We start from the raw sequence: 670 nt of genomic DNA, 5'->3' as shown, positions 1-670 counted from the left end.
GTCGAACGCGTCGAGGACCGCGTCGTCGCCTACTCCGACGAGGGCTACGCCATCGTCTACGCCGACGGGAGCGTCGAGGGCGAAGGCACCGTCCTCCGCGACGTCAAACCGACCGTCGCGCTCTGCTCGATGGAAGACTACGAGCTGATGGAGGCGCCCGAGGACGCGTCGCTCCCAGAGCCCACGGACGTCGTCGAAGGGAGCGGCGAGTTCGGAAACCTGATGCTACAGATCGTCGCGGGCGCGCAGATGCTAGTCGGGTTCGGACTCCTCGTCGCGTGGCTCGCGCTGCCGTCGCTCTCGACGGTCGTCGCCCCTATCGCCGCCATCGGATTTCTCGTGATCGGATTCTTCCTGTTTCTGGTGGTCGCGAACGCCCGGCTCTCGGATCGCTTCCGAACGGAGGAGTTCCGCAATCGCCTCCGCGCGCTCGACGCCGCTGGCGACGAGCGACTGGAGGAACTGTTGCACGACGAGGAGCCAGAGCGGGCGCGCAGTACCGACGAAGACGGAGCCGGGGCGGACGAAACCGGCGATAACGACGGGGAGAAAGCCCGGGATTTCGCCGGCTCGGCGGATTCAGACGACCGCGAAGACGGGGGTCCCACGGTCGAGACTCGGGGCGATCAGCAGTCCGTAGACGCCGGTACAGCCGACGAGGCTCGCGAAT

The 670-nt window shown here is 67.2% G+C and carries 1 pseudogene; it reads left to right on the top strand.

From position 1 onward, the window contains the following. Positions 1-670, top strand: a pseudogene (locus tag DEQ92_RS24225) (hypothetical protein); the annotation flags it as partial.

The sequence above is a fragment of the Haloferax sp. Atlit-6N genome (genome assembly GCF_003383195.1).
Classification (GTDB): domain Archaea; phylum Halobacteriota; class Halobacteria; order Halobacteriales; family Haloferacaceae; genus Haloferax; species Haloferax gibbonsii.
Note: the sequence above shows the minus strand (reverse complement) of the source record. Positions and strands in the feature narration are given on the sequence as shown.